Annotated in this window: 17 protein-coding genes and 1 tRNA gene; 7 read left to right on the forward strand and 11 right to left on the reverse strand. The window is 69.1% G+C overall.

Features of this window, described 5'->3' with window-relative positions; genetic code table 11:
• Positions 1-9: 9 nt before the first annotated feature.
• From ACWJI3_RS07630 to ACWJI3_RS07640, 3 genes are read left to right on the forward strand one after another with little or no spacing between them, the layout of a single operon-like run.
• Positions 10-1,494 carry a cobyrinic acid a,c-diamide synthase CobB gene (locus ACWJI3_RS07630; protein WP_480203386.1) on the forward strand — a complete coding sequence of 495 codons (1,485 nt, stop codon included), beginning with the start codon at positions 10-12 and terminating at the stop codon, positions 1,492-1,494.
• A 2-nt stretch (positions 1,495-1,496) separates the two neighbouring features.
• Positions 1,497-1,745, forward strand: a complete 249-nt coding sequence (locus tag ACWJI3_RS07635) for an acylphosphatase (RefSeq protein WP_233132726.1) — start codon at positions 1,497-1,499, stop codon at positions 1,743-1,745.
• A gap of 53 nt (positions 1,746-1,798) precedes the next feature.
• The gene (locus ACWJI3_RS07640) at positions 1,799-2,491 is read left to right on the forward strand and encodes a GAP family protein (protein WP_255099712.1); all 693 of its coding nucleotides are present in this window, start codon (positions 1,799-1,801) and stop codon (positions 2,489-2,491) included.
• Positions 2,492-2,501: 10 nt separating this feature from the next.
• Here ACWJI3_RS07640 and ACWJI3_RS07645 read toward each other — a convergent pair whose 3' ends face one another.
• The 4 genes from ACWJI3_RS07645 to folD are packed head-to-tail and all read right to left on the reverse strand — an operon-like array spanning position 2,502 to position 6,391.
• Entirely contained in the window at positions 2,502-3,983 is a 1,482-nt protein-coding gene (locus tag ACWJI3_RS07645; protein ID WP_094510390.1) for an AAA family ATPase, read from the reverse strand.
• Entirely contained in the window at positions 3,980-4,498 is a 519-nt protein-coding gene (locus ACWJI3_RS07650; RefSeq protein WP_094510389.1) for a divergent PAP2 family protein, read from the reverse strand. The genes ACWJI3_RS07645 and ACWJI3_RS07650 overlap by 4 nt, the downstream gene beginning before the upstream one ends.
• The gene (gene crtE / locus ACWJI3_RS07655; protein WP_480203387.1) at positions 4,495-5,397 is read right to left on the reverse strand and encodes a geranylgeranyl diphosphate synthase CrtE; all 903 of its coding nucleotides are present in this window, start codon (positions 5,395-5,397) and stop codon (positions 4,495-4,497) included. The genes ACWJI3_RS07650 and crtE overlap by 4 nt, the downstream gene beginning before the upstream one ends.
• Before the next feature lie 52 nt (positions 5,398-5,449).
• On the reverse strand, positions 5,450-6,391 hold the full coding sequence (gene folD, locus ACWJI3_RS07660; RefSeq protein WP_480203388.1) for a bifunctional methylenetetrahydrofolate dehydrogenase/methenyltetrahydrofolate cyclohydrolase FolD: 942 nt from the start codon (positions 6,389-6,391) through the stop codon (positions 5,450-5,452).
• Between the two features lie 62 nt (positions 6,392-6,453).
• Here folD and ACWJI3_RS07665 point away from each other — a divergent pair, with 62 nt between their 5' ends.
• Positions 6,454-8,562, forward strand: coding sequence for an HDIG domain-containing metalloprotein (locus ACWJI3_RS07665; RefSeq protein WP_480203389.1), 2,109 nt, complete (start codon positions 6,454-6,456; stop codon positions 8,560-8,562).
• Here ACWJI3_RS07665 and ACWJI3_RS07670 read toward each other — a convergent pair.
• Positions 8,477-8,818 carry a SemiSWEET family sugar transporter gene (locus tag ACWJI3_RS07670; RefSeq protein WP_480203390.1) on the reverse strand — a complete coding sequence of 114 codons (342 nt, stop codon included), beginning with the start codon at positions 8,816-8,818 and terminating at the stop codon, positions 8,477-8,479. The genes ACWJI3_RS07665 and ACWJI3_RS07670 overlap by 86 nt on opposite strands.
• 82 nt (positions 8,819-8,900) lie before the next feature.
• On the opposite strand from ACWJI3_RS07670, the gene ACWJI3_RS07675 reads away from it, so the two are divergent.
• Positions 8,901-10,127 carry a sirohydrochlorin chelatase gene (locus ACWJI3_RS07675; protein ID WP_480203391.1) on the forward strand — a complete coding sequence of 409 codons (1,227 nt, stop codon included), beginning with the start codon at positions 8,901-8,903 and terminating at the stop codon, positions 10,125-10,127.
• 358 nt (positions 10,128-10,485) lie between these two features.
• A complete protein-coding gene (locus ACWJI3_RS07680; RefSeq protein WP_094510386.1) occupies positions 10,486-10,776 on the forward strand; it encodes a DUF2811 domain-containing protein in 291 nt (96 codons plus the stop codon).
• 739 nt (positions 10,777-11,515) lie between these two features.
• Here the strand turns inward: ACWJI3_RS07680 and ACWJI3_RS07685 are convergent.
• The 6 genes from ACWJI3_RS07685 to ACWJI3_RS07710 all read right to left on the reverse strand — a co-directional run bounded on the left by ACWJI3_RS07685 (position 11,516) and on the right by ACWJI3_RS07710 (position 16,023).
• Positions 11,516-13,198, reverse strand: coding sequence for a GMC oxidoreductase (locus ACWJI3_RS07685; RefSeq protein WP_480203392.1), 1,683 nt, complete (start codon positions 13,196-13,198; stop codon positions 11,516-11,518).
• A gap of 141 nt (positions 13,199-13,339) precedes the next feature.
• Positions 13,340-13,416 (reverse strand) — tRNA-Met (locus tag ACWJI3_RS07690).
• Between the two features lie 65 nt (positions 13,417-13,481).
• On the reverse strand, positions 13,482-14,465 hold the full coding sequence (locus ACWJI3_RS07695; RefSeq protein WP_259729256.1) for an asparaginase: 984 nt from the start codon (positions 14,463-14,465) through the stop codon (positions 13,482-13,484).
• 41 nt (positions 14,466-14,506) lie between these two features.
• A complete protein-coding gene (locus ACWJI3_RS07700; RefSeq protein WP_480203393.1) occupies positions 14,507-15,010 on the reverse strand; it encodes a CGLD27 family protein in 504 nt (167 codons plus the stop codon).
• A gap of 16 nt (positions 15,011-15,026) precedes the next feature.
• Positions 15,027-15,395 (reverse strand): ribosome silencing factor, encoded by a 369-nt coding sequence (gene rsfS / locus ACWJI3_RS07705; protein WP_094510382.1) that lies wholly within the window; start codon positions 15,393-15,395, stop codon positions 15,027-15,029.
• A complete protein-coding gene (locus ACWJI3_RS07710) occupies positions 15,388-16,023 on the reverse strand; it encodes a DUF3318 domain-containing protein (RefSeq protein ID WP_094510381.1) in 636 nt (211 codons plus the stop codon). The genes rsfS and ACWJI3_RS07710 overlap by 8 nt, the downstream gene beginning before the upstream one ends.
• 112 nt (positions 16,024-16,135) lie before the next feature.
• On the opposite strand from ACWJI3_RS07710, the gene carB reads away from it, so the two are divergent.
• The gene (carB, locus tag ACWJI3_RS07715; protein WP_480203394.1) at positions 16,136-19,441 is read left to right on the forward strand and encodes a carbamoyl-phosphate synthase large subunit; all 3,306 of its coding nucleotides are present in this window, start codon (positions 16,136-16,138) and stop codon (positions 19,439-19,441) included.
• Positions 19,442-19,455: the final 14 nt, after the last annotated feature.

A 19,455-nucleotide genomic window follows, 5' to 3' on the forward strand; every position in this document is an offset into this window, starting at 1 on the left:
CCGGCACTGATGGCCTGCCTGATTGCGGCCCCCTGCAGCGGCAGCGGCAAAACGCTGCTCAGCCTGGCGCTCACGGCCCTGCTGCGCCAGCGCGGCCGCAGCGTCCAGACCTTCAAGGTGGGGCCCGACTACCTCGATCCCCAGTTGCTGGCCCGGGTGAGCGGCCGGCCGTGCCGCAACCTCGACCGCCTGCTCTGCGGCCCCGAATGGGTGGAGCGCAGTTTCCACTGGTGGGGCCGTCAGGCCGACCACTGCCTGGTGGAGGGGGTCATGGGCCTGTTCGACGGCCGCGGGCCCGGCGACGAGGGCAGCTCCGCCCAGCTGGCCGTCGCGCTGCAGCTGCCGGTGGTGCTGGTGGTGGAAGCCAGCCGCCAGGCCGGATCGGTCGCGGCGCTGGTCAACGGTTTCCGGCACCATCGCCGCGACCTCACCATGGCCGGGGTGGTGCTCAACGGCGTAAGCACCGCCCGGCACCAGGCGCTGCTGAGCGAAGCGCTCGCCGCCATCGGCATGCCGGTGCTGGGCCTGCTGCCGCGCCACCCCAGCCTGAGCCTGCCGTCACGGCACCTGGGGCTGCTGCCCGCCCATGAGCTCCACGACCTCACGCGCACCTGCGGAGAATGGGCAGCGCTGGCCGAGCAGCACCTTGATCTCGTGCAGCTGCTGCCCCTGCTGGCACCCCCCGCCAGTTCACCAGAGACCGCCTCCGGCGGCGATCCGATCCAATGGGCGCTCGGGCTCGAACACGAAACCCCAGCACCCGAGCCCGTGCGTGTGGCCATTGCCGCCGATGCCGCCTTCCACTTCCGCTACCCGGAAGCCACCGAACTGCTCGAAGCGGTGGGGGTGGAGCCGCGGCTTTGGCAGCCCCTGGCCGATGCGCCGCTGCCGCCGGATTGTCAAGGGGTGATCCTGCCGGGCGGCTACCCGGAGCTGCACGCGCCGGAACTGGCTGCCGCCCGGCGCAGCCTGGCTGACCTGCGGCGTGCCGCAGCCGCCGGCCTGCCGATCTACGCCGAATGCGGTGGCCTGCTGCTGCTGGGGCAGGCGTTGGAGGATCCAGAGGGCCAGCCCTACCCGATGGCTGGCCTGCTGCCGTTCACGGCCCGACGCGGGGCTCTCCAGCTCGGCTACCGACAGGCCACCCCCAGCCACGACGGGCTGGTGGCACGCTGCGGAGAATCCGTCTGCGGCCACGAATTCCACCGCTGGGAGCTGCACCCCACTCCCACGGCAGCCTCTGTGTCGGGCGGCAACGGTGTGATGGACGGAATCAAGCCGCTGTGGCAGCTTGAGGGATGGGGTTGCCCACCGCGGAGTGAAGGATGGACGACGCGCACGCTTCACGCCAGCTGGCTTCACCTCCACTGGGCTGGGTGTTCGGCGATCTGCCGGCGCCTCCACGACGCAGCCCGGCGGACAGCTCCGTTCGCCGTGGCGGCGGCAGCCGCCGCAGCGCCGGCTCCCTGGCCTCCCGGGAGCGCTGGCAGCTGATCGTGCGCGGCCATGTGCAGGGTGTGGGCTACCGCCAGGCCTGCTGCCGCGCCGCTGCCGCGCTCGGCGTGGCGGGCTGGGTGCGCAACCGCAGCGATGGTTCGGTGGAGGTGCAGGCGGAAGGCCCGAACCAGCAGCTGCTGGATCTGCGGCTCTGGTGTGAGTCGGGGCCGCCCGGGGCACTGGTGAGTGAGGTGATCCCCAGCCTGATGCCGATCGCTGGCGACGACTGGTTCGAGATCCGCCGCTGAGCGCGGCGTGTGCGTCATCCTGGCCGGGACCGCCAACGCGCCCTGGCGCCCCGATGCACGACCCCTCGCTCTGGACCGAACTGATCGCCTACGGCAGCGGCATCAGCCTCAGCCCGATCCATGTGGGCCTGCTGCTGCTGTTGCTTCTCGGTGAGCACCCCCTGCGGCGGGGTGGCCTGTTCGTGCTGAGCTGGGTCGTGACGATCGCCGTGATGGTGACCGTGCTGCTCACCCTGGGCCACGGCCTGCTGCTCACCATGGAGCAGGGCAGCAGCCACCGCACGGGGCTTGATCTGATGGGGGCCGGAGCCCTGCTCACCCTGGGGGTGCGGGAGCTGCTGCCGACCAGCCGCGGTGCTGGTCCGGAGGAAGCTCCAGGCTGGACGCGCCAGCTCGACCGTTTCTGCCGCCTGCCCCTGCCGCTGCTGATCGGCGCCGGGGCGGCGCTGGAGGTGGTCAGCCCGGACGACCTGTTCCTGATGGCCAAGGGGGCATCGGCGCTGCTGGCGGCTCAACTGGGCCGCGGGCAGGAGCTGCTGATGGCCGCAGTCTTCACCCTGGCGTCCAGCCTGCTGCTGCTGGTGCCGTTCCTGGCGGTGGCCCTGGCCCGCGAGCGCATGCTGCCGCGGCTCGAGAGCGCCAAGAAGCTGCTGTTCGCCCGGGGGGATCTGGTGGTGGGCGGCCTCAGCCTGGCGCTGGCGGCCTACCTGGCCTGGCAGGGCATCGAAGGCCTGCGCATGGTCTGAGCCGCCGGGCTCAGGCCTCGGGGTCTGCCAGCCAGCGGCTCCAGCAGTCGCGATCGGCGCTGGAGCCCGCTCCCGCCACCATCCATACCGCCGTGCGGGCCCGGCTCACCGCCACGTACACCAGCTGCCGGCGCAGCTGCAGATCGGAGGGCCAGAACACATCGTCGGCGATGAACACCTCACCAAAGCTGCTGCCCTGGCTGCGGTGCACCGTGAGCACGGCCGCCGGCGCCAGGGAGGCGAAGGCATCCCGCACCAGGAAGTAGCGACGCCAGAGACCGCGGGCTTCCTTCTTGCCCAGCGCCCTGGCCTGCTGCCGCAGCTGCGCCAGCACCCCTTCCAGCTGCCGCCGGGCCGGGGAGCCCGCCGCCGGCAGCAACCGCAGCGACAGCTCCCCGTCGGGCTGCTGCACGGTCACCAGCTGGGTGTCGATCACCGGCGCGGTCAGCCCGTCGAACAGCTCCAGCACCTCCCGGCCTGCCAGGCCGAACTCCGCCAGATCGCAACGCTCGGGCTTCACGTCGCGCACCACCAGCTCCCGGTTCGACGCCAACACCATGTCCGGTTCCTCGCCCCCCTCCGCCCCCTCCCGGCAGGCGGGCGCCATCACCGCCATGCGCGTGATCAGCACTTCACCCGGCAACACCGGCAGCTGGTCGGCCATCTCGCCGTGGATGGCGCGCCGGGCGAGGGGCACCAGCTGCTCAAGGCTGCGGTTCGTGTAACAGAGGATGCGGGCCTGATCGGGGTTGTCCCCCTCGGCGGCGCGGCGCAGGGCCTGCTGAGCCGCCGCCAGCCAGGCGGAGCGCTCCAGCAGGGCCACCATGCCCTCCGGCTGCCGGATGGCCGGCAGCTGAGGCGGCAACCGGCAGGGCAGCCGCTGCTCCCGCAGGCCGGTGGCCAGGCGCAGCACCGGACCCTGGTGGCGCACCACCTGCTCGAGCCGGGCCAGCTCGGCCCGCTGCAGATCGAACACGGGGCTGAGCGGTTCCCCCACGGGCGGCAGCTGGGCGGGATCGCCCACGAACACCAGCCGGGTGCCGTAGGGATGGGCGCAGCGCAGGGCGATCTGCAGCAGGGTGCTGTCCACCATCGAGGCCTCATCGATCAGCACCAGGGCCAGCGGCTCCAAGGCCACCGCCGTCTGCTCGGTTTCCTCACAGATCTCGCGGCCGCCGTCACGGCGCAGCTTCAGGCGCAGCAGCCGGTGCAGGGTGGAGGGAAACCAGGTGGGCCGCAGGCCGCTGAGCTCGAGGTACTGGCGCAGCACGCCCACCGCTTTGTGGGTGGGAGCCACCACGGTCCAGCAGAGATCCCGACGCTCCACCTCCGCCAGAAAGGCCATCGAGAGGTACGTCTTGCCGGTTCCGGCGTAGCCGCTCAGCACGAAAGGCCGACCATCGGCAGGAGCGTCCAGCCAGGCCACGAAGGCCTTGACCGCCTGGCGCTGACCAGGCGTGAAGGCTTGGGCATCAGCGGAAGGAAGGCTCAAGCCAGCGGCAACCAGCCCCAGCTCTGGGCGATCTGCAGCGGCGAACCCGCCAGGGCCAGACCGGTGAGGGCGATGGCGGGGCCCATCAGGCTGCCGGCCAGCACCTCCAGGCGCGTGTGGCCCAGGTTTTCCTTCAGCGGCTTGGCTGGTGCGGCGTCCTGCCAGGTGGCAGGCGGCAGGGCATTGATCGCACCAGCCTGTAGCCCGGCGGCCCGGCGCACGCCGCTGGCGTCGTACATCACCACGAACGCCACGGTGGCGGCAAAGGCGAACAACGGATCATCGAAGCCCTGCTGCCAGCCGATGCCCGCCGCCGCGCCTGTGACCAGGGCGGCGTGACTGGACGGCATGCCGCCGGTTTCGAACAGCACCGCCGGGCGCCAGCGGCGGTGCTCCACCAGCTCGATGAGCAACTTCGAGCATTGCGCCAGACCGCAGGCGATCAGCGCCCAGGCCAGCACACCATTGCCAAGCAGTTGAAACAGGGGAGGGGTTCCGGAGGGGACAGCGATCATCGATCGCGGCTGGTGATGTAGTCAGCCAGGGCCACCAGCGGGCCGGCCTGGGCCAACCAGGGCTGAAGTGCCTCCTTGGACTCCCGCACCAGGGCATCGGCACGGCGACGCGACTCCTCCAGCCCCAGCAGCTTCGGGTAGGTGGTCTTGTCGGCGGCCAGATCCTTGCCGGCCGTCTTGCCCAGCACGGCACTGCTGGCGGTGAGGTCCAGGATGTCGTCGATGATCTGGAAGGCCAGACCGATGCCGCGGGAATAGGTCCGCAGGGCGTCCAGCAGATCGTCCTCGGCGCCGGCGATCAGGGCGCCGGTGAGCACACTGGCCTGCAGCAGGGCGCCGGTTTTGTGCAGGTGGATGTATTCGAGCGTGTCGAGATCCACCTGGCGGCCCTCGGATTCCAGATCCACCACCTGGCCGCCCACCAGCCCGGGGGCGCCGGCCGCCAGCGACAGCTCACCCAGCACCCGCAGCAGCCGTTCGGGGGCCACGCCGGGGCTGCGCAGCGCCACCATCTCGAAGGCACGGGTCAGCAGGGCGTCGCCGGCAAGGATGGCATTGGCTTCTCCGAACACCTTGTGGTTGGTGGGGCGTCCGCGGCGCAGGTCGTCGTTGTCCATGGCGGGCAGGTCGTCATGGATCAGCGACATGGTGTGGATCATCTCCAGTGCCACCGCGGTGGGAAGCGCCAGGGCACTGGTGCCTCCCGCCAGTTCGCAGCTCGCCAGGCAGAGGATCGGCCGCAGCCGTTTGCCCCCCGCCAGCAGCGAATAGCGCATCGCCTCCCGCAATGACTCGGGCCGCTCCGGGCCGAGGGCAGCATCGAGGGCCTGCTCCACGCGCTGGCGGGACCCCTCCAGGTAGGCCGCGAAATCGAAATCCGTGCTCACCGCCACGGCCATGGGTACCAGCGCACTGCGGCGGATTCTCTCAGGCCACGGCGCCGCTGAGCGCCTATGGCAACAGATCGGCGAGCGGATCGTCCGCCGGAGCTCCAGCCCCATCCACAGCGAGCGCTGGGGCGAAGGTCGCCCGCCAGCTGGCCACCGTGTTGACCAGCAGCATCGTCACGGTCATGGGCCCCACACCACCGGGCACCGGCGTGATCGCCGCCGCCAGCGGCTCCACCTCCTCGAAGCGCACATCGCCGCAGAGCCCGCCGCGGCCGCCGGGCCCCTCAGCCGCTGACGGCGTCAGCCGGTGGATGCCCACATCCACCACCACCGCTCCGGGTTTCACGTGCTCGGCACCGATCAGCCGCGGCCGACCGGCCGCCACCACCAGCACATCCGCCTCGCGGCACAGCGCCGCCAGATCGCGGCTGCGCGAGTGAGCCACGGTGACCGTGGCATTGGCGGCCTGCAGCATCAGCGCCATCGGCTGGCCCACCAGGATGCTGCGCCCCACCACCACGGCGCGGGCCCCCTCCAACGGCACCTGGGCGCGCGCCAGCAGGGCCATCACGCCGGCGGGGGTACAGCTGCGCGGACCGGGTTCCCCCTTGAGCAGGCGACCCAGGTTGCACGGGTGCAGGCCGTCGGCATCCTTGGCCGGGTCGATCGCATTGAGGAGCGGCCCCTCCGCCAGCCCCGGCGGCAGGGGCAACTGCAGCAGGATGCCGTCCACAGCGGGATCGGAATTCAGACGTTGAATTTCTGTGAGCACCGTGGCGGCGCTGCTGTCGGCAGGCAGGTGGGCGCCGTGGCTGGCGATGCCCACCCGGGCCGAGGCCTTCTCCTTGTTGGCCACATAGACGCCGCTGGCCGGATCATCACCGACACGCAGCACGGCCAGCCCCGGCGGCCTACCGGCCCGCTCCAGGCCCGCCGTCACCACCTGCTGCAGGCGCTGCTCCACGTCCTTCGCCAGTTGCCGCCCATCGAGGAGCTTCGCCATGCCCACCACAAACGGTTCAAGGCCCAGCATGCCGCCAGACCACGATTGACGTCCTCGCTAGCTTGACCACTTCGGAGGTGGAGCGTGTGCTGCTGCGTCGGCGCATCCAGAGGCTCTGGCAGCGATGGCTCCGGCAGGAATCGCCATGCCAGGCGCTCTGTCCATGGCGCCGACGCGACTGGCTGGCCGTGGCTCTGGTGTGCGTGCTGGTGGCGGGGGTGTCGAGCTGGCCCTGGCTGGTGGAACCGAGCCTGAGGCCGGGAATCCCGGCCCCGCAGAGCACCCGGGCACCGGAAGCCGCCACAGTCGTGGACAGCGACGCCCTGGAGCAGCGGCGTTTTCAGCTGGGCAGCCGCACCCACGTGCAGGTGGTGGATCCCCAGGCCGATCGGGAGCTGCAGCAGCGCCTGGAGCGGCAACTGCGGGAGCTGGAGTTGGTGGCGGCCTCCCCCCAGAACCGGGTGGGGCCGCTCAATCTGAACCCGGTGGAGCAGGCGTGGCTGATCAGCCTCACGCCGCAGCAACTGGCGCAATGGCAGCAGGCGCTGCGGCTGGCCCAGCGGCGCATGCTCAGCCAGGGCATCGTGAGCAGCATCGCCAAGAGCCAGCTACAGGCGGCCGCCGCCCTGCAGCTGGCGCCGCTGGCGGAGCCGGGCCTGGGCCTGGGCAGCCGGCTGCTGGCGGTGAACCTGCAGGGCCGCACCAACCTGCGCACCGATGCCGGCCTCACCCAGGGCTTGATCGAAGAGCTGCTCACCCAGCAGGGCATTCCGCGCATCACCGTGGAGAAAGGGGAACTGATCACCCGCCAGGGGGAACCGATCAGCCCGCAGGCCTACGACGTGCTCGATTACTTCGGCATGGTGAACCGGAGGCCCCTGCTACGGGCCTGGCTGGGCCATGCCTTCGAAGCCTTCGCCGGCAGTGCGGTGATGGTGCTGCTGCTGCGGCGCTGGCGCGCGAGCCTGGAGCCCCGCCATGCGCTGCTGGCCCTGGGGACCCTGCTGGTGGTGCAGGGCTGCAAATTGTGGCTCGGCAACACCGCCAGCCCACTGGCGCTGCTGGTGCCCCCCACCCTGCTGCTGGCCCAGGCTCTGGGCACTGGCGCTGGCCTGGCCTGGCTGGCGGTGGCCAGCCTGCTGTGGCCCCAACCCCTCGATGGCTTCAACGAGCAGCGCCTGCTGGTGGCCGCCCTGGTGGCGGTGGTGGCGGCGGTGCTGGCAGGCCGGCAGCGCAGCCGCGCCCAGCTGGTGCAGCTGGCGCTTGTGCTGCCGGTTGGGGCCCTGGCCCTGCAATGGCTGGTGCTGCAGGTGTCGTATCGGTTGCCCAACAGCGCACGGGTGACGCCCAGCGGCGCAGAGCTGGTGGGAGAGGCGCTGCTGATGGGTGGCCTGCTGATGGGCGGCCTGCTGCTGGGACCGCTCGTCGAGAGTTTCTTCGGGCTGCTCACGCGCGCGCGGCTGCTGGAGCTGGCCGACCTGGAGCGCCCCCTGTTGCGGCGGCTGTCGATGGAAGCGCCGGGCACCTTCGAGCACACCTTGATGATCTGCGGGCTGGCCGAGGAGGGCGCCCGGGCGATCCAGGCGGACGTCGACATGATCCGCACCGGCGCCCTGTATCACGACGTCGGCAAGTTGCACGCGCCGCAATGGTTCATCGAAAACCAATCGGAGGGCGCCAACCCTCACGAAACCCTCAACGACCCCTTCGCCAGCGCCGCGATCCTGCAGGCTCACGTGGACGAGGGGCTCAAGCTGGCCCGCAAATACCGCCTGCCGCGGCCGCTGGCCGATTTCATCCCCGAGCACCAGGGGACTCTGAGAATGGGCTACTTCTTCCATCAAGCCCGGGAGCAGGATCCCGATGTGCCTGAGCAGCGCTTCCGCTACCGCGGGCCCACGCCCCAGAGCCGCGAAACGGGAATCCTGATGCTGGCCGATGGTTGCGAGGCCGCGCTGCGCTCGCTGCCGCCCGGCACCTCGGAGCAGGAGGCCTGCGCCATGGTGCGCCGGATCATCGAAGCGCGCCTCAGCGATGGCCAGCTCAAGGACAGCGGCCTGAGTCGGGGCGAACTGGAACTGGTGATCAGGGCGTTCGTGCGGGTGTGGAAGCGGATGCGTCATCGGCGGATCCCTTACCCGATCCCCGCCCGGAAGACCTACAGCGCCTGAGCCCCTGCAGCTTGCGCTCGAGCACCACCGAGGCCGGCAGCAGGGTGATGGCGTTGGCGGCGATCAGGGGCCCGTCGCGGGTGATCAGGCCATAGAGCAGCCAGCAGCAGATGCCTGCGGTGAACAGCGTGTACATGCGCAGGGAGATGCCACTGGTATCGCCACTGCGCAGGGTTTTGATCGCCTGGGGGAAAAAGCTCAAGGTGGTGAGCGCCGCCGCGCCATACCCCAGCAAGGTGGTGGAGGTGGCAGTCATCGGGCCGGGCGCGTTGACCTCAGCATGGCGGAGGCGCCGCAGGGTGGGAGGAGCGATAGGGTCCCCCGAGACAGGTCTTGTGATGGCTCCTCTTCCAGCGCAACTTCTGGCGGGAGCCTCTGCCAACGGCAAGCTCGGCGTGATGGTGTGCGGCCATGGCAGCCGCAACCGTCTGGCCGTCGAGGAATTCGCCCAGCTTGCGATCGGGCTGCAACAACGCCTGCCCCATCTGCCGGTGGCCTACGGCTACCTGGAATTCGCCCGGCCAATCCTGCGCGACGGCCTCGACCAGCTGCGCCAGCAGGGCGTGGAGCATGTGCTGGCCGTGCCGGGAATGCTGTTCGCCGCTGGCCACGCCAAGAACGACATTCCCTCGGTTCTGAACACCTACGCGGCCGAATCCGGTCTGCGCATTGATTACGGCCGCGAGCTGGGTGTCGACCGCAAGATGATCGAGGCGGCGGGTGCCCGCATCCGTGGCGCGCTGCAGCAGGCGGATGCCGCCGCTGCCGCCGCCGGTGAGCCAGCGGTGCCGCTGCACGACACCCTCTTGGTGGTGGTGGGACGCGGCTCTTCCGATCCCGATGCCAACTCCAACGTCAGCAAGGTGACCCGCATGCTGGTGGAGGGGTTCGGGTTCGGCTGGGGCGAAACGCTCTACTCCGGTGTCACGTTTCCGCTGGTGGAACCGGGGCTGCGCCATGTGGTGAAGCTGGGCTTTCGCCGCATCGTGGTGTTCCCCTACTTTCTTTTTTCCGGCGTACTGGTGAGCCGCATCCGGCTGCACAGTGAGCGTGTGGCGGCAGATCATCCCGCCGTGGACTTCGTGCAGGCTCCTTATCTCGGTGACCATCCACTGGTGATCGACACCTTCCATGAACGTGTGGAAGAAGTGGTGCGCGGGGACACCCAGATGAACTGTTCGCTCTGTAAGTACCGGGCGCAGGTGCTGGGCTTCGAAGCGGAGGTGGGTGATCCGCAGCGGAGTCACCACCACCATGTCGAGGGGTTGATCGAATCCTGCACATTGTGCGAACGCGAATGCACCGGCGCCTGCCAGCCCGATGGGGTGCCGATTCCCCTAGGCAGCGGGCCGGCCCATAGCCACGTGCACGGCCCGGAGCAGACGGAGCATGGCCCCGTCCACGACCACGCGCATCACCAGGGTCAGCCCCACGACCACGGCCACACCCGTTACCCCCACGCTGACCACCCGCTCGGGCCTCGCAGCCTGACGGCAACACCCCCCGCCAAGGGAGACCCAGCCGTCTCGCCGACCCCCGGGACTCAAGAGATCCACGGGGCATAAGCCCTACTGATGTGTCACCGATTTCCCCAGGCACCCATGGTTTTCCCCAGAACGGGAGGGGTTTTTCCACAGGCGAGGTCGGAGAATGGCCTTTCAAGCCCTTGAATCTGGGGATTACGCGGGTTTCCAGGCAGCCTTCTTGACAAACGTTCTCAGTGGCATCACCCGCCAGACCGATTGCCGATGGCCAGCGACGAAGAGGCACCGCAGCTGACTTTCTCAAGGCGAGCCGGCATGGGTTTCATCCAGGCCCCCCGCTTTGACGGGCCTGCCGTCGCTGTGGCTATCTGGGCAGGACCAGGGAGCCACGGCATTGAGCGACGCGCTGAACAGGACCACAGGCCAAGGACGCAACGGCATGCGCAGCAGCGAGGCCGCCAGTGGCTCAGGACGGAGTGAGGCCTATCCAGGCGAAGCCGGGGTGGCTGCAGAAAGCCGCGTGAGTCTTGAGGCGGAGATCCCTGAGCTGCTGTTCGACGGCATGCGCGACTTCATCCGCAGCCATCCCCACTGGGACCAGTACCAGCTGGTCAGTTCAGCCCTGGCCAGCTTCCTGTTCCAGAACGGCTGCACCGACGGCTGCGTCACCCAGCACTACCTCAACGGTCTGTTCATGCGCAACCAGCCGCCCGAAGGCCGCCTCGTCTGACGGCAGCTTGCCCGGAGTCCAGCGGGCCTGACGCGAGATCAGCCGTCATCGCCCGAGACCAGCAGCCATGGCCGATGGGCGCCAGTGAAGCCGGAGAAAGGCACGCGTGAATGGAGACAGGCCGCCCATGCTGAAGAACGGCCTGTAAAGCTCGCGCTCCTGATCCACCCAAGGTCCTCGCCCATTGCTCTGAACAACGCCAGCGAGCACGCAAGCTGCAAGCACGTGGGCGCCAAGCAACGCACCATCAAGTCCTGCACGATGGCTGGCTGCCGATTCACAGGCCGCTGATCACAGGACCCCACCTTGATGGTTTCACTGGATCTCACCTTGCTGTTCCAGCCGTTGTCGTTCCCAAGCCGCTGTCTCGCGCGTTGCTGTCTCGAATCCTGCTGACTCGAAACCTGCTGACTCGAAGGTTGCTGCGTCACACGTTGCTGACTCGCAGTGGCTGCTCAAGCTGCTGATTGGCAGGTTGCAGCTTTACGCGTCGCGGCTTCACTCGCTAAGGGTTTGTCGGCCGCCGAACAGCAAACAACCGGGTGAAGGAGAGGTCCTGCGCAGCGGAACACCACCGAATCACAGGCCCGCTGCCTGTGGCGCCAGCAATAAAAAAGCGGAAACCCTAAGGCCCCCGCTTTGGAATCTCCCTTGCCCGACCCGGTTAAAGGTCGCCTGCAAATTGTGCAGGAGGGTCCAGATCGCTTTTGTGGTCGTTGACACCGCCCGCGTGGTCCGGTCAGGACGCGCTCACAGCCTCATCGATCGCGCCGGTGCGCAACCTGTGGGCGGCATGGGCGCAGGCCCGCCAGGTGATTGCCATCTCCGTGAGGGTGGGGCTCTGCCAGCCGGCACTGGGCCAGCAGGCCCCATCGGTGACCAGCAGATTGGGGGCCTGCCAGCAGCGGTTCAAGGGGTCCACCACCCCGTGGTCAGGGCCGGCCGCCATGCGGGCTCCGCCCAGTTCATGGATGAAGTAGCCCGGCGGCGCCGCCTCCGTTGACAACGCCACCCCCAGACGCAGCAGCGGCTCGGCCAGCGGAAACAGGAACAGATCCTCCAGCGGCCGGATGCAGCCACCGGCGGCAGCCACCACCGCCGCCATGCGCGCCTGCATGTGGGCCACCATCCGCGTTTCGTTCTCGCCCCAATGCACGTCGATGTGGGGGGCCGGCAGGCCCCAGGCATCGGTGGCAGTGGCTGAAAGGGTGAGCCGGTTGTGGGCCTGGGGCAGCACTTCCCCCTGGCCGATCAGGAAGCCCACCGCCTCCCGCTGGCGCCGCTTGAGCAGAGCCGGCGGATCGAAGCGCTGCACGCCGGCCCAGATGCCGTAGCCGCGGCGGAAGGGCAGAGGCTGGTCATCGGCGCCGAGGTTCACGGTGTTGGGGATGAAGGCACTGCCCGCCCCCGACAGTTCGCTGGGGCCGGTCGGGGCCGGCTGATCGGGCAACGCGAAGAACCGGCAGCTGGAGATGTGATCCATCAGGTGGCACCCGAGACTGCCGGAGGGGTCCGCCAGCCCATGCGGCTGATGCGCCTCTCCGGAATGGAGCAGGATCCGCACCGTTTCCAGCGTGGAGGCGCAGAGCACCACCAGCTGGGCCTGCACCCGCTGCCGCGCACCGCTGGCCCGCTCCACGTACACCACCGCTTCGGCGCGGCGGCGGGTGCGATCAACCTCCACATGGCTCACCACCGCCCCCGGACGCAGCGTCACCCGGCCCGTGGCCAGAGCCTGGGCCAGCGCCCCTCCCTGGGAGCAGGAGCGGGGCCAGGGGCCGCTGCCGGGGCGGTGCAACGCGAAGCCACGGGAGTGGATCAGCGGCAGATTCAGCTCCCGGGCGATCGCCTGCTGAAGGTGGCGCTCCGCTGGCGTGAACGGCAGCGGCGGCTGAAACTCCCCATCCGGCAGCTGGGGCAGGCCATCGCAGTGGCCGTGCACGCCGTGGAAGCGCTCGAGTCGGGCGTAGTAAGGGGCCAGGTCGGCGTGGGAAAGCGGCCAGGACGGACCGTGGCCATCCCGCTCGCCCGCCTTGAACTCGTGGTCGGAGAGGCGCAGGGTGATGCCGCCCCAGGTGAGACTCTTGCCGCCCACCTGACGCCCCCGGCTCCAGAGGAAGGGGCGGTCGGGAGGCGTGCTGTAAGGGTTCTCTCGCTCATCCACATACAGCTCCGGGTTGGCCTTCCAGTAGCCCGGATGCTGCACCTGCCGCCACTGCCGGCCGCTGCTGATGTTGGCCACACGCCTGAGGCTGTTCAGGGGCTCGCTGCCGAAAGCCTGGCGGGCGCTGAGCGCGGGGCCAGCGTCCAGCACCAGCACCCGCAGGCCAGCGCTCGCCAGCACCATGGCGGCAACTCCGCCGGTGGCGCCGGACCCCACCACCACCGCATCAAACAGGGGTCCGGGATCAGCGAGAGGCATCGGCTGGCCAGCAACGGGCGTGGCGTGGCGACCTTAGGCGGCGACAGCCGGGCGTCGAACCAGCGACGCAGGGCCCGGCCTCTGCCCAGACAGCTGCCCATAAAAAAACCGGCTGCAGATCCGCAACCGGGGGATGAAAAGTGGTGGCGGGGAGGAGATTTGAACTCCTGACCTTCGGGTTATGAGCCCGACGAGCTACCAGACTGCTCTACCCCGCGTCGCCTCAGACACACTACAAGCCGGGGGTGCCTTCCGGCAATGGGCGGGGCCCTGGGCGCCGGCTTCAGCGCGCCATGGCGTCAAAGCGCAGCTCGCCGCTCACCTCCAGCCGCAGGCCAAGGCCTGGCGCGAGGAACTGATCCTCGAGCTCTTCGAGGGTGAGCGCCGTGAGCCAGTCGAGCTGCCGCAGCAGGTGCAGCGTCACCGCGTGCTTGGCACGGCTGGCGCCGTCCTCCACCTTGATCGCCACTCCCAGCCCCTCGCCCATGCGGGCCAGGCACTGGATCCCTTCGGCGCCCCCCTTGCTCAGCACCAGGCCATGACCCCGCCGCATCAGCTCAGTGTCGAAGCGTCCCTCGCCAGCCACAAGCTCAGGGTGGGCCAGCATGGCCCGACTCAGCCGCTCAAGATCGGGCTGCTCAGAACCGCCCAAGTGGGCAAACAGCAGAGCCATCTGGGCCAGCTGGATCTGCACGGTGGGGGCCCCGCAGTCGTCGCGCGCCGTGAGCAGCTCCGCTCCGGGCAGGCCCAGCAGTTCCCCCACCCCCTTGAACACCTGCTGCTGCAGCGGATGGTCGGGCTGGAGGTAGGTGTCCAGCGCCCAGTTCATGCGGCGGCAGGTGGCAAGAAACGCGGCGTGCTTGCCCGAACAGTTGTGCTGCAGCGGGCTGGCGTCGGGCCGTGGTGGCGGGCACTGCAGCCGTTCGGCTTCCAGGTCGGCGCTCCAGAGGATCTTGAACGCTTCGCGGGCATGGGCCGGCGTGCCGGCGTGGGACGCACAGGCGATCGCCAGGCTGCGGCTGTCGGCACCGGCCAGGTCGGCGGCACCGCTGCTCACATAGGCCTGGGCCTGGAAGGGCTTCAGCGCCGATCGCATGAAACTGAGCTGCTGGGGATCACCGGCGCGCATCAACACCCGCCCGCGCTTGTCGCAGACAACGGCGTGAACGCGGTGCACCGACTCGGTGATACCGGCACGCAGCAGCCGCACCTCCAGGGGGGGCACGCCTGGCCGCTGGGAGGAGCCGAAACTGGAAGACAAGGACATCGCAGAGGGATCGGCGCCCCGGAAACGACCGGGGCCAAGGTTCAAAGAGCCTGGCAGAGCCAGGCTCCTACTAGCAGCAGTGCAGCGGCCAGGAGCAGGCCCTGGCGGAGACGCTCCAGCACCGGACGCACTTCATGGCGGGCCACCAGCAGGTCCTGCTGGCGCCAGGAGAGGGGCTTCTCCCACACCTGGCCGTCGTACCAGCCGGATTCCTCGTATTCCACCCGCTCGGAGGTGAGGCGCCGGCTCACATAGCTCCAGCCCAGCCACTGGCGGATCAGCAGCAGCAGTGAGGGCAGCACTGCCGCCACCGCCGCCGCCAGCACCAACCGCAACGGCGCGTGGCGCAGGGGCCAGCTGCCGTAGGCGATCAGCAGACACAGCGGCAGTGCAAGCAGCCAGCTGATCGCCAGGGGCTTGAGCAACTGACCGGAGCTCTGCACCGGCCAGGCGAAGAACCAGGAGGCGAGCAGCTGGCGGTATTCCTCCAGGGGCTGCTGTTCGACGGGCACCGGACAGGTCGAGAGGGGGGAGACCTGAGCCATGGAAGACGCCGGACGGTCAGAGGGAAACAGACTCCTCGGAGCCTAGGAACGGCACCTGCTCGCCGTGTCCCCAGAAGGCTTCCAGGTCGTAGTAGCGCCGTTCGCTGGGGGTGAGCACATGCACGATCAGCTCGCCGTAATCGAGCAGCACCCAGCGCCCTTCGTTCTGGCCCTCCTTGCGCAGCGGCAGCCGGCCCGCATCAGTGAGCAGGCGGTCTTCGACCGAACGGGCGATGGCCCGCACCTGCACATCGGAGAGGCCCGAGCAGATCACGAACCAATCGGCCAGGGAGGACACCTCATCGACCCGGATCAGACGGATGTCCACGGCCTTGCGGTCGTCGCAGGCCTCGGCGGCAAGCCTGGTGAGGCGATCACTATCCATAGACGTTCTCGCTGGTGACGGACTGGCGGCTGCCTTGTTGCTGGGCCATCTCGGCACGGGCGGTGGCCGCACTCTTGCGCAGGGCCTCCAGGCGGTCTTCGTAGAAGGCGCGTTTCTTCTTCTTGCGGGTCTGCTCGACCAGTTCCTTCAAGGCGCCACCCAAACTCTTGTAGGCATTGGGCAGGGTGTAGCCGAAGCGGGTGGCCAGGGCAATGGCCCGCTCATCGGCGGCGATCGCATCCTGCAAACGTTTCTCTGAGTTGTTCTTGAGGTAGAGCCGGTAGCCGGCGAAGCCCGACAACCCCAGCGCCATCATCAGCAGCAGGCCGTCCTGCACCCATAGCTCGCCGATGGCGCCGCCAAGGCCGATGGCCAAGGCCGCCATCTCCCAGCCGTCGCGGGGCACCGCATCGTTCTGGATGCGGCCCACCTCATGCCAGAAGAGCAGGTTGCGGTGGTCGAGGGCCAGCTGATCCCAGGCTTCGAGATCCACCTGGATCTCCACCTCATCACGGCCGATCTCCTCGATCGTGACCAGGGGCGGGTCGGCGGAGGCGGCGGCTTCCACGAACACCCAGCTCTGCATCTCCGGAGGAAGCAGCCCCTTGAGGCGCTGGAGTTCGCTCATCGAACCGGCAATGGATAGGAAACCGCCACGTTAGCGAGGACACACGCCCCGGAGGCCAGCCAGCGGGCAGTGGGCGTGAGAGGCTGAGGCCGTTTGGCTTCGAACACCGCCCATGCCCCGCCGCACGGATCTGCGCCGCATCCTGCTGCTGGGCTCCGGACCGATCGTGATCGGCCAGGCCTGCGAATTCGATTACTCAGGCACCCAGGCCTGCAAGGCCCTACGGGCCGAGGGTTTCGAGGTGGTGCTGATCAATTCGAATCCGGCCTCGATCATGACCGATCCGGAAATGGCGGATCGCACCTATATCGAGCCGCTCACCCCTGAAGTGGTGGCGCGGGTGATCGCCATCGAGCGCCCGGATGCCCTGCTGCCCACCATGGGCGGTCAGACCGCCCTCAACCTGGCGGTGGCCCTGGCGGAAGACGGCACGCTCGAGCGCTACGGCGTCGAGCTGATCGGCGCCAACCTGGCCTCGATCAAGAAAGCGGAAGACCGCCTCCTGTTCAAACAGGCGATGGAACGGATCGGCGTGGCGGTGTGTCCATCCGGCATCGCCAGTTCGCTCGCCGAGGCCGAACGGGTGGGAGAGGAGGTGGGCGGGTATCCGCGCATCATCCGGCCCGCCTTCACCCTCGGCGGCTCCGGCGGCGGCATCGCCTACAACCCCGAGGAGTTCCGGGCCTTCTGCAAGAGCGGTCTGGAGGCCAGTCCCGTCTCCCAGATCCTGATCGAGCAGTCGCTGATCGGCTGGAAGGAGTTCGAGCTGGAGGTCATGCGCGACCTGGCCGACAACGTGGTGATCATCTGCAGCATCGAGAACCTCGATCCGATGGGGGTGCACACGGGCGACTCGATCACCGTGGCCCCTGCCCAAACCCTCACCGACCGCGAGTACCAGCGCCTGCGCGACCAGTCGATCGCGATCATCCGCGAGATCGGCGTGGAAACCGGCGGCAGCAACATCCAGTTCGCGATCAACCCCGCCAACGGCGATGTGGTGGTGATTGAGATGAACCCGCGCGTGAGCCGCAGCTCGGCCCTCGCCTCCAAGGCCACCGGCTTTCCGATCGCCAAGATCGCCGCCCGGCTGGCGGTGGGCTACACCCTCGACGAAATCCTCAACGACATCACCGGAGCGACGCCGGCCTGCTTCGAGCCCACGATCGACTACGTGGTCACCAAGATTCCCCGCTTCGCCTTCGAGAAGTTCCGCGGCAGCCCGGCGGTGCTCACCACCTCGATGAAATCGGTGGGCGAGGCCATGGCGATCGGCCGCTGCTTCGAGGAATCGTTCCAGAAGGCCCTGCGCTCGCTGGAAACCGGCCACGCCGGCTGGGGCGGCGACCGACCCGATGCCGAGGTGGAGCCCAGCGACCTGGAACGCCAGCTGCGTACCCCCGCGCCTGAGCGGATCTTTGCGGTGCGTGCCGCCATGGTGGCCGGCCGCAGCGACACCGACATCCACGCGCTCAGTGCGATCGACCCCTGGTTCCTGGCCAAGCTGCGCGGCATCTTCAACGCCGAGCAGGCCCTGCTGCAGGGGCGTGCGCTCAACGACCTGACCAGCGACACATTGCTGGCGCTCAAACAGCTGGGCTTCTCCGATCGCCAGATCGCCTGGGCCACCGGCAGCGACGAACTCAGCGTGCGCCGCCATCGCCAGGCCCTGGGGATCAATGCCGTGTTCAAGACCGTGGACACCTGCGCGGCGGAATTCGCCTCCACCACGCCGTACCACTACGCCACCTACGAGCGGCCGCTGGAGCAGTTGAACGCGGACGGCAGCCTGGCGCCACTGCCGCCGCAGGACGAGGTGCAACCCGAAAGTCGCCGCAAGGTGATGATCCTGGGCGGTGGGCCGAACCGCATCGGGCAGGGCATCGAGTTCGACTACTGCTGCTGCCACGCCTCCTTCGCCCTGCAGGAGGAAGGCCTGGCCACGGTGATGGTCAACAGCAACCCGGAAACGGTCTCCACCGACTACGACACCTCCGACCGCCTCTACTTCGAGCCGCTCACGCTCGAAGACGTGCTGAACGTGATCGAGGCCGAGAAGCCCGCCGGGGTGATCGTGCAATTCGGCGGCCAGACGCCCCTGAAGCTGGCGCTGCCGCTGCTGCGCTGGCTGTCCACGCCGGAGGGCATGGCCACCGGCACCCGCCTCTGGGGCACGTCACCAGAATCGATCGACAGCGCCGAAGACCGCGAGCAGTTCGAGGCGATCCTGCGGCGGCTCGACATCCGCCAGCCGCGCAACGGCCTGGCCCGCAGCGAGACGGAGGCCCGTGCCGTCGCCGCCCGGGTGGGCTATCCCGTGGTGGTGCGGCCCAGCTACGTGCTCGGCGGCCGGGCGATGGAGGTGGTGTTCGACGAAGAAGAACTCAACCGCTACATGGTGGAGGCGGTGCAGGTGGAGCCCGACCATCCAGTGCTGATCGACCAGTACCTGGAAGACGCGATCGAGGTGGATGTTGATGCCCTGGCCGATCGCGAGGGCCGGGTGGTGATCGGCGGGCTGATGGAGCACATCGAGCCAGCCGGCATCCACTCCGGTGATTCGGCCTGCTGCCTGCCGGCGGTGTCGCTCTCGCCCGCCGCGCTGGCCACGATCCGCCAGTGGACCGAAGCGCTGGCCCTGGCTCTTGATGTGTGCGGCCTGATCAACCTGCAGTTCGCCGTGCAGCGGGAGCAGGTGTTCATCATCGAAGCCAACCCGCGTGCCTCCCGCACGGTGCCGTTCGTGGCCAAGGCCACCGGCGTGCCCCTGGCCAAGATCGCCAGCCGCCTGATGGCGGGGCGCACGCTGGCGGAGCTGGGCCTCACCGCCGAACCTCAGCCGCCGCTGCAGAACGTCAAGGAGGCGGTGCTGCCCTTCAAGCGCTTCCCCGGTGCGGACACCCTGCTGGGACCGGAGATGCGCTCCACGGGAGAGGTCATGGGCAGCGGCGCCGATTTCGGCATGGCCTACGCCAAGGCGGAACTGGCCGCCGGCGAAGCATTGCCCACCGCAGGCATGGTGTTCCTCTCCACCCACGACCGCGACAAGGCGGCGCTGGTGCCGGTGGCCCGCAACCTGGCCGCGCTGGGCTTCCGGCTGATCGCCACCACCGGCACAGCCTCGCTGCTGCGCGCCCACGGCCTCGAGGTGGAGGCCATCCTCAAGGTGCATGAAGGCCGCCCGAACGTGGAGGACGCCATCCGCTCGGACCGCATCCAGCTGATCATCAACACCCCGATCGGCCGGCAGGCCGCCCACGACGACAAGTACCTGCGCCGCGCCGCCCTCGACTACGCGGTGCCCACGGTCACCACCCTGGCGGGAGCGCGCGCGGCGGTGGAGGCGATCACCACCCTGCAGAGCCAGGAGCTCACCGTGGCCGCCCTGCAGGACATCCACACCCCGGCCGGCCGCTGATCGCTACGGTGAAG

Source organism: Marcopretia estuarina LEGE 06307 (assembly GCF_056633115.1).